The sequence below is a fragment of the Candidatus Methylomirabilota bacterium genome, from assembly GCA_035260325.1.
In the GTDB taxonomy this organism is placed as follows: Bacteria; Methylomirabilota; Methylomirabilia; order Rokubacteriales; family CSP1-6; genus AR19.
In genome coordinates this window covers 20605-27918 of the sequence record DATFVL010000272.1, presented here as the reverse complement: position 1 = coordinate 27918, position 7314 = coordinate 20605, and the positions used below count along the sequence as shown (strand labels likewise).

General features: G+C 69.6%; 10 protein-coding genes. 6 read left to right on the top strand and 4 right to left on the bottom strand.

What is annotated here, in order from left to right; all coding sequences use genetic code 11:
- Window positions 1-34 precede the first annotated feature (34 nt).
- Genes VKG64_17515 through VKG64_17495 form a run of 5 tightly spaced genes read left to right on the top strand, consistent with a single transcriptional unit; the run spans window position 35 to window position 1675 of the window.
- On the top strand, window positions 35-400 hold the full coding sequence (locus VKG64_17515) for a hypothetical protein (GenBank protein HKB26837.1): 366 nt from the start codon (window positions 35-37) through the stop codon (window positions 398-400).
- Between the two features lie 12 nt (window positions 401-412).
- Window positions 413-658: a hypothetical protein gene (locus VKG64_17510; GenBank protein ID HKB26836.1), complete on the top strand. Its 246-nt coding sequence runs from the start codon at window positions 413-415 to the stop codon at window positions 656-658.
- Window positions 648-953 (top strand): RNA-binding protein, encoded by a 306-nt coding sequence (locus VKG64_17505; protein HKB26835.1) that lies wholly within the window; start codon window positions 648-650, stop codon window positions 951-953. Before VKG64_17510 ends, VKG64_17505 begins: the two co-directional genes overlap by 11 nt.
- A gap of 1 nt (window position 954) precedes the next feature.
- The gene (locus tag VKG64_17500) at window positions 955-1431 is read left to right on the top strand and encodes a hypothetical protein (GenBank protein ID HKB26834.1); all 477 of its coding nucleotides are present in this window, start codon (window positions 955-957) and stop codon (window positions 1429-1431) included.
- A 16-nt stretch (window positions 1432-1447) separates the two neighbouring features.
- A complete protein-coding gene (locus tag VKG64_17495; protein ID HKB26833.1) occupies window positions 1448-1675 on the top strand; it encodes a hypothetical protein in 228 nt (75 codons plus the stop codon).
- A gap of 327 nt (window positions 1676-2002) precedes the next feature.
- Here the strand turns inward: VKG64_17495 and VKG64_17490 are convergent, their stop codons facing one another.
- On the bottom strand, window positions 2003-3040 hold the full coding sequence (locus VKG64_17490) for a 5-methyltetrahydropteroyltriglutamate--homocysteine methyltransferase (GenBank protein ID HKB26832.1): 1038 nt from the start codon (window positions 3038-3040) through the stop codon (window positions 2003-2005).
- Window positions 3041-3064: 24 nt separating this feature from the next.
- On the opposite strand from VKG64_17490, the gene VKG64_17485 reads away from it, so the two are divergent.
- Window positions 3065-4297, top strand: a complete 1233-nt coding sequence (locus VKG64_17485; GenBank protein ID HKB26831.1) for an MFS transporter — start codon at window positions 3065-3067, stop codon at window positions 4295-4297.
- Here VKG64_17485 and VKG64_17480 read toward each other — a convergent pair.
- The 3 genes from VKG64_17480 to VKG64_17470 are packed head-to-tail and all read right to left on the bottom strand — an operon-like array spanning window position 4294 to window position 7280.
- Window positions 4294-5457, bottom strand: a complete 1164-nt coding sequence (locus VKG64_17480; protein ID HKB26830.1) for an acyl-CoA dehydrogenase family protein — start codon at window positions 5455-5457, stop codon at window positions 4294-4296. The two genes, VKG64_17485 and VKG64_17480, sit on opposite strands and share 4 nt — an antisense overlap.
- Window positions 5454-6503 carry an LLM class flavin-dependent oxidoreductase gene (locus VKG64_17475; protein ID HKB26829.1) on the bottom strand — a complete coding sequence of 350 codons (1050 nt, stop codon included), beginning with the start codon at window positions 6501-6503 and terminating at the stop codon, window positions 5454-5456. The genes VKG64_17480 and VKG64_17475 overlap by 4 nt, the downstream gene beginning before the upstream one ends.
- Window positions 6504-7280, bottom strand: a complete 777-nt coding sequence (locus VKG64_17470) for a glucose 1-dehydrogenase (GenBank protein ID HKB26828.1) — start codon at window positions 7278-7280, stop codon at window positions 6504-6506.
- Window positions 7281-7314: the final 34 nt, after the last annotated feature.

Genomic DNA, 7314 nt, shown 5'->3' with positions numbered 1-7314 from the left:
CGGGAGCCCCGCCATGGTAGGAGCTGCGAACGCGATGCGCGCGGTGCGACAGATGACCGGCCTCCACGAGCTCCGCGCTCGGGGCGGGATGACGTGGATCGCACAGGAGCGCGGGTGGGTCGGGGCCCCGGACGAGATCGTGAGGGCGCTCTCGCAGGACGGGTTCGATGAGTGCAAGCGCGAGATGACGACGAGCCGGCGTGATCTCCGGCCGGCGGGCGGCGTGTGGCAGGGCGTCAATCCGCGCACGGGCTCGGTGGCCTCTGCGATCTGGGTGAGTCGTCCGGTCTGGGATCAAGCCATCGTCTTCATCGAGGTCGACGGGGAATCGCTGAAGGGCAACCACGACGACCCGGTGCTCGAGCGTGACCCGTACGGGGAAGATGGCGGCGAAGGCTGACCGGGGAACGCCATGCTGAATGACATCCTGACGGTGTGCGTTGCGGCCGCGATAGCGATGGTGTTCGCGACGATCCTCGGGGCGGTCGAGCTGCTGTGGAACGTATCGCACCGTCATATTCATGAGGTCTGGTTCGGTCGTCGGTTCGCTGTGGACCTCCGTCCTCACCAGATCCCGTCTCTGGCGTTCGCTTCCGCTGCTCCAGAGCGCGTTTCTTCACCGCGGGAGTTGCATTCTGAGGTGCGCCATGGCGCATAAACTATTCGTCGGAGGTCTGCCGTTCTCGACGTCGAGCGATCGTCTTCGCGAGGTGTTCGCGCAAGCGGGCGAGGTTGAGTCGGCGACGGTCGTGATGGAGCAAGACACCGGCCGCTCGCGCGGGTTCGGCTTCGTCGAGATGACGACGGCCGAAGAGGCGGACGCGGCGGTCAAGAAGTTCAACGGCCAGGACATGGACGGCCGGACGTTGAAGGTGGAGATCGCCAAGTCCGGGGGCGCCGGCGGCAAAGACGGCGGGTACCGCGGCAACGGCCGGCGCAGCGGTCCCTCCTAGCATGATCCTGGACGTCTTCGTTCAGGGTCCGCCGGCGCCGTCAGCGGCGATGGAGGACAAGACCTACACGATCACGCCGGTGTCCGTGACGGTCCAGGCCGGCATCGTCACCGGCGAGGTTGCGGACCTACAGGTCGCGAAACGCGTCGAGCCGCGGCTGACGGGAACGCTCAGGCTCCGGAACACCTCGGAGAGTCACAGCGTCCGGCTGGTGGCCGTGAAGATCCAGTATCTCGACGACCAGTGGCAGCCGATGAAGCTGGCGGAGGCTCGGACGGACGCGAGCTTCACGTTCACCGCGCCCGGTAGCGACCGGCTCGACCCCGGGCAGGAGACCGTCCAGTCCGTGGACGTCGCGTGCCCCGCACGGGCGCTCGAGGCCCGCAAGCTCAAGGGGCTCCGCTTGGCACTCGCCTACGTCTCCTTCCCCTATCGGGAAGAGGTCATGAGCTTCGCTGTGTCCATCGACAGCCACTAAGGAGAGACGCAACCCAATGCAAGTCACGGCATTCTCAACCCCGGCCCACCCCGAATGGCGATGGCGCATCTGCAACTACGCGGGCGAGATGGTCGAAGAATCGTATGGCGGATTCCCGTCGATTTCCACCGCGGTGGCCACGGGGATGCAGCGGCTCAGTCAGTTGAATCTCGAGCAGGTAAAGGATGCAGACCGATCGATGGTGGCTCGTGGCTACCGGATGACCGCCCGCCGTCGGCTGTGATCACGCTCGGAACCTGTCACACTGACATGGCGGTCTGGACGTGCTCTTCGGATTCGATACGCTTGCCCGTGCGCCCGTAGAGAGGGACCGCACAGCTCGATCTCACCGAGAACGTGCATTGCCCCCGCGAAATTGCCGCGTTCCTTTCGGGTCCGGTGTTCTCCCAGGGCGCGCTCGACAAGTCTCGTCGCGAGATCGGCTCTGCCCGTGAGCAGATAGCCATGGCCGAGATCGGCCAAGGTCGTTGCACGCTGTCGCACCGCTCCCCGCACCGCGACGTATCCGTCAGCGATGAATCGCTCGATCTCCGCCGCCGTCAGCACTCTTTCATCCCTGTCGTCGCCCGCCGTGCCGCTCGCGCAGGAGCTTCGCCCCCGCGACCATCGCCTGCATCTTCCCGAACGCGACGTCGCGCGGCAGGTACTTCATCCCGCAGTCGGGCGCGAGGATGACGTTCTCCGGCTTGACGTAGGGCAGGGCGCGCTCGATGCGCGCGACGACCGTCTCCGGCGCCTCGACGGTCGGGTCGTTCAGATCGAGGCATCCGACCATGATCTGCTTGCCGGCGAGCCTCGCGAGCACCGAGCAGTCGAGCTTCGCCTGCGCCGTCTCGATCGAGACCTGGGCGCAGGCGCACCCGGCCAGCTCGGGCAGGAACGAGTAGCCCGACGGCCGCTCGTGGATGATCGCCGCGTAGCCGAAGCAGATGTGCACGGCCGTCGTGCCGCCGACGTCCGCCAGCGCCCGGTTGAGCGCCGCGAGCCCGAACCGCCGCGCCTTCTCTGGGCGCGCCTGCATGTACGGCTCGTCCACCTGCACGACATCGGCGCCGGCCGCGAAGAGGTCGCGGATCTCCGCGTTCACCGCGACGGCGTAGTCCATCGCCGCCGCCTCCTCGCTCGGGTAGTAGTCGTTCTGCGCCTGCTGCGACATCGTGAACGGGCCCGGCACGGTCATCTTGATCGGCCGGCGCGTGTGGGCGCGCAGGAAGCGCACGTCCTCGACCTCAACCGGCTGCTTGCGACGGATCGGCCCGACGATGCGCGGGACGGGGTTGGGATGGCCCGAGCGGTCGAGGGCGGAGCCGGGATGGTCGAGGTCCACGCCCTCGAGCGCGGTGGCGAAGCGGTTCGAGTAGCTCTCGCGCCGGATCTCGCCGTCGGTGACGATGTCGAGCCCGGCGTCCTCCTGGGCGCGGATCGCCAGCCGCGTGGCGTCGTCCTGCGCTTCCGCGAGCCACGGCTCGGGGACGCGCCACAGCTCGCGCGCCCGCACGCGGGGCGGAAAGCGGCCGGCGAGCTTCCGGCGGTCGATCAGCCACTCGGGCTGCGGGTAGCTGCCGACGAGAGTGGTCGGAAAGAGCATCGGAAGACCCTTATCATACGCACGGTGATCCCCAAAGAGACCCGCTCGACCTTCGCCGCGCTGAAGGGGTCGAACTACCGCTGGTACTGGCTCGGGCTCGTCTTCTACGTCCTGGGGCATCGCGCCGAGTACGTGACCTTCGCCTGGATCATGTGGGAGCTGACCGGAGACCCGCTGCACCTCGGCTACCTCGGCCTCGCGCAGGGGGCGCCCCTGCTCGTCTTCCAGCTGGTCGGCGGGGTCCTCGCCGACCGCGTCAACCGGCTCCGGCTGCTGATCGCCACGCAGATCCTGACGTCGCTGACGCTGGCGCTCGCCTTCGCGCTGACGGTCCTCGGGCTGGTCCGCGTCGAGCACCTGCTCGTGCTCGCGGCGTTGAGCAACACCTTCAGGGCCTTCGACGAGCCGAGCCGGATGTCGCTGATTCCCCAGCTCGTTGATCGCGCGCGCCTGCCGAACGCGATCGCGCTCGGCTCGATCCCGTGGCAGGCCGGCCGGATGATCGGCCCGTCGATCACCGGCCTCCTGATCGCGGCGTTCGGCGGCGCGATCGGGTTCGGCCTGGCGGCGCTGGCCTCCTGTACCGCGCTCGGGCTCTACACGCGTCTGCGGATCAGCGGAGACGCCCCGGGTGGCGATGGGCGGCACGTCGTCCGCCAATTCCTCGCGGGCCTGAGCTTCGTCGGCGGGAACTTCGTGTTCGCGAGCCTGATCAGCCTGGCCCTGTTGAACAGCCTGTTCGGCATGTCCTACCTCACCCTGCTGCCGATCTACGCCGACCGCTACTTCGCGATGGGCTCGACCGGATACGGGCTGCTCCAGGCCGCGCACGGGGCGGGGGCGCTGGCCGGCACGTTCACGCTGGCGACGATCGCCCATCGCATCGGGCGCCCGGGCACGGTGCTGCTGGTCGCGGGGGCGTGCCTCGGGTTCACGCTCATGCTGTTCTCCGGATCGCCGGCGATGTGGCTGGCGCTGCCCATGCTGCTCTGCGTCGGCTTCAGCAACACGTTCTACCTGACGCAGATCAACACGCTCATCCAGCAGAGCGTGCCCGACCAGCTTCGCGGCCGCGTGATGAGCATCTTCTCGCTGTGCTGGAACCTGCTGCCCCTCGGCGGCCTCCTGGCCGGAGCGCTGGCCGCCGTCGTGGACGCTCGCTTCGCCGTCCTGATCGGCGGCGCCGTGGTGGCCACGAGCGCGCTGCTGCTGCTGACGTCCGGGCGGCTGCGGCGGGTCGCCCGGGTGCTTCCCTAGAGCCTGTTCTCGTCCACCGGCAGGCCGAGCCAGTGGCGGCCGACCAGCTCGTAGTGGGAGAGGCGGCCCTGGAGGTGCTGGGTGATCACGTGGATGTCCTGGAAGTGGCGCTGGAGGAGATTGCTCTCGTAGGCCGCCGTCGCGCCGGCGGCGTTGTAGACGGTGTCGATGATCTGCGCCGCCAGCCGGATGCCGTGCGTCGTGGCGAGGCGCAGCGTCGCCCGCAGGTCGAGCGTGATGGTACCGGAGAGCGCGGCCGTCCAGATCTCGCGGACCGTCTCCATCAGGAAGGCCCGCCCGGCGCGCAGGTGGGCCTCGCACCGGCCGACGCTCGCCTGGACCATGGACTGATCGCGGAGCAGCGCCTCCATGGCTCGCGGCGTCTTGGCGCCGGCCAGCTCGAAGAACGTGGTGAGACAGCTGCGCGCCATGCCGAGCGCGACCGCCGCGTCGCCCGAGGCGAAGCACAGGGTCCGGGGGATCCGGTAGAGTGGCCCGGGTTCCAGCACCGGCGCCGTGGCCGAGAGCACGGTGCGCTCGGCGGGCACGAAGACGTCGTTCACGGCGAAGTGATGCGTCCCCGTGCCGCGCATGCCGCGCACGTGCCACGTGTCCAGCAGCTCGGCCTCGGCGACCGGCACGTACAGATAGCGCGTCTCCGGTTGACCGTGCTCGAGGCGGATCTGGCCGTTCTCGATGATCTGGGCGTGCGCGGCCACCCACGCTGCGTGCCGGCAGCCCGTGCTGAAGCCCTGGCGACCCATCACCCGGTAGCCGCCGGGCACCACGACCGCCTTGGCGGTCGCGGCGGGCGTGTTGGCGACGACGCTGCGCGGCGTGTCGATCCAGATTTTTCGCGCGATGTCGCGCGGCATGCGTGCGGCATAGGTGGCGTAGATCGCGCCCTGGTTGACGCACCAGCCGGTGCTCGCGTCGGCCTTGCCGAGCTCCTCGATCACCTGGACGTAGGTGGGCAGGTCGAGCTCGGCGCCGCCGATGGCGCGCGGCACGGCCAGGTGGAACAGCCCGGCGTCGGCCAGCGCCTCGAAGAGCGGCCGCGGGAGCTCGCGCAGGGCCTCGATCTCGTCGGCGCAGGACCGGATCATGGGCGCGAGCTTCCGCGCGGCGTCGAGCGGCGACTGGGCGTCGCTGGCGGTCATACGAAGTGGGCCATGATCTTCTCACCGAGGATCCGCATGTAGTGGAGCTGGCTGTCCATGTCGCTCGCCCGCAGGCCCACCCACAGCTTTCGGGCGCCGGCCTCGGCGACGCGCTCGATGCGCTCGATCCAGTCGTGCGGATCGCCGGCGAGGGCGAAGCGCTCGAGCGCGTAGTCGGTCAATCCGAGCTCCTGCATGCGCTTGGGGTTGCGACCCTCGTGGAGCACGTGATCGTAGAGCTCGTAGCCGTCCACGTACGTCTGGATCTTCGCCTTCAACTCGTCGGGGACATGCTTGCCCTCGAGGCCGAACCGCATGGAGTGGTTCAGGATGGACGACACCGACGCCTTCACGTTCTCGATGGCCTTCGCGCGGTCTTCGTGGAGCGACGACCGGGTCGTGAACCAGATGTCCACGTCGGAGGGCTTCCGCCCCGCCTCGCGGGCGCCCGCATGAACTCTCTGGACGGTGTCGCGGATGACCTCCGGGAGGAGCCCCGTGCCGGCGATGACCCCGTCGCCGATTCTGCCGCCGAGGTGCAGCATCTTCGGTCCCTCGGCGCAGATCGAGATGGGAACGCGCGGGCGGACCGCGGTGGACGCCCAGCGGACGCGCTGCGGCCGGCCCTGGTACGTCGCCTCGCCCGTGGCGAGCAGGCCGCGCACGCACGTGACGTAATCCTCGATCCGGGCGCGCGAGGCGACGCGATGGCCGATGTTGAGCACCGCGCTGTCGCCGCTGGCGATGTCCATGAACGCGCGGCCCCCGGTCAGCGCGTCGATCGACGCCAGGAAGGACGCCATCACTTGCGGCTCGCGGGTCAGCGGGTTCGTCGGGCGGAGGCCGACGCGGGCGCGCGGCGCCGCGAGGGCGATGAGCGTCGCCCTCACGTAGGCGTCGCCGCCGATGAACGCGGTGTCGAACGTCCCGACGGCCTCGGCGCCGTAGTCGTCGGCCATCCGCACGAGGTCCATGAACCGGCGCGTGTCCTTCTCGTGCAGCAGCGGCGTCGCCGGGCTCACGCTCACACCGAAGGAGACCTTCATCTAGTCCTCGCGGTTGGCCACCCGGGGACCGCCGCTCACGTACAGCGTCTCCCCGGTTATGAAGTTCGCCTGATCGGAGGCGATGAAGATCACCGCCCACGCGATCTCCTCCGGCCGCCCGAGGCGCTGGAGCGGCACCTCGCGGGCCGCCTGCGCGATCATCGCGGGCGTCTTCCACACCTCCAGCACGCCCTCCGTCTCGACGGGTCCGGGCGCCACCGCGTTGACGGTGATCCCGTGCTTGGCCCACTCCGCGCCGAGGCTCTGCGTCAGCACCATCACGCCCGCCTTGGTGGCGGCGTAGGCCGCCAGCCCCCGCGCGCCGCTGCGTCCCGCCACCGACGTCACGTTGACGATCTTGCCGGCCCGCTGTCCGATCATCACACGACCGACGGCCTGGGAGAGCAGGAAGACGCCGGTGAGATTCGTCTGCACCATCGCGTCCCATTCGGCCCGGGGCAGGTCCTCGAAGCGCGAGCGGATCCGGTAGCCCGCGTTGTTGACGAGGAGATCGACGCGGCCGAACGTGTCGAGTGTCCGGGCGACCGCGGCATCCACCTGCCGCGCGTCCCCGACGTCGCAGGCGACGGCCAGCGCCCGGCGTCCTTCAGCGCGCACCGCGTCGGCGACGGTCTCCAGCGCCGCGCGCCGGCGCCCGCAGGCCACCACGTCGGCGCCGACCCTGGCCAGCTCGAGTGCGATGGCGCGCCCGATGCCCTGACCGGCGCCGGTCACGAGCGCCACGCGGTCGCGCAGCGTGTCCGGGGAGAAGCCCATGGCCCGAAAGAGTACATGAGAGTGTATGATCCTG

What these genes read in the sequence shown, in the direction of transcription:
- VKG64_17515 (HKB26837.1), top strand. Translation starts at nt 35, where the DNA reads ATGCGCGCGGTGCGACAGATGACCGGCCTCCACGAGCTCCGCGCTCGG.
- VKG64_17510 (HKB26836.1), top strand. Translation starts at nt 413, where the DNA reads ATGCTGAATGACATCCTGACGGTGTGCGTTGCGGCCGCGATAGCGATG.
- VKG64_17505 (HKB26835.1), top strand. Translation starts at nt 648, where the DNA reads ATGGCGCATAAACTATTCGTCGGAGGTCTGCCGTTCTCGACGTCGAGC.
- VKG64_17500 (HKB26834.1), top strand. Translation starts at nt 955, where the DNA reads ATGATCCTGGACGTCTTCGTTCAGGGTCCGCCGGCGCCGTCAGCGGCG.
- VKG64_17495 (HKB26833.1), top strand. Translation starts at nt 1,448, where the DNA reads ATGCAAGTCACGGCATTCTCAACCCCGGCCCACCCCGAATGGCGATGG.
- VKG64_17490 (HKB26832.1), bottom strand. Translation starts at nt 3,040, where the DNA reads ATGCTCTTTCCGACCACTCTCGTCGGCAGCTACCCGCAGCCCGAGTGG.
- VKG64_17480 (HKB26830.1), bottom strand. Translation starts at nt 5,457, where the DNA reads ATGACCGCCAGCGACGCCCAGTCGCCGCTCGACGCCGCGCGGAAGCTC.
- VKG64_17475 (HKB26829.1), bottom strand. Translation starts at nt 6,503, where the DNA reads ATGAAGGTCTCCTTCGGTGTGAGCGTGAGCCCGGCGACGCCGCTGCTG.
- VKG64_17470 (HKB26828.1), bottom strand. Translation starts at nt 7,280, where the DNA reads ATGGGCTTCTCCCCGGACACGCTGCGCGACCGCGTGGCGCTCGTGACC.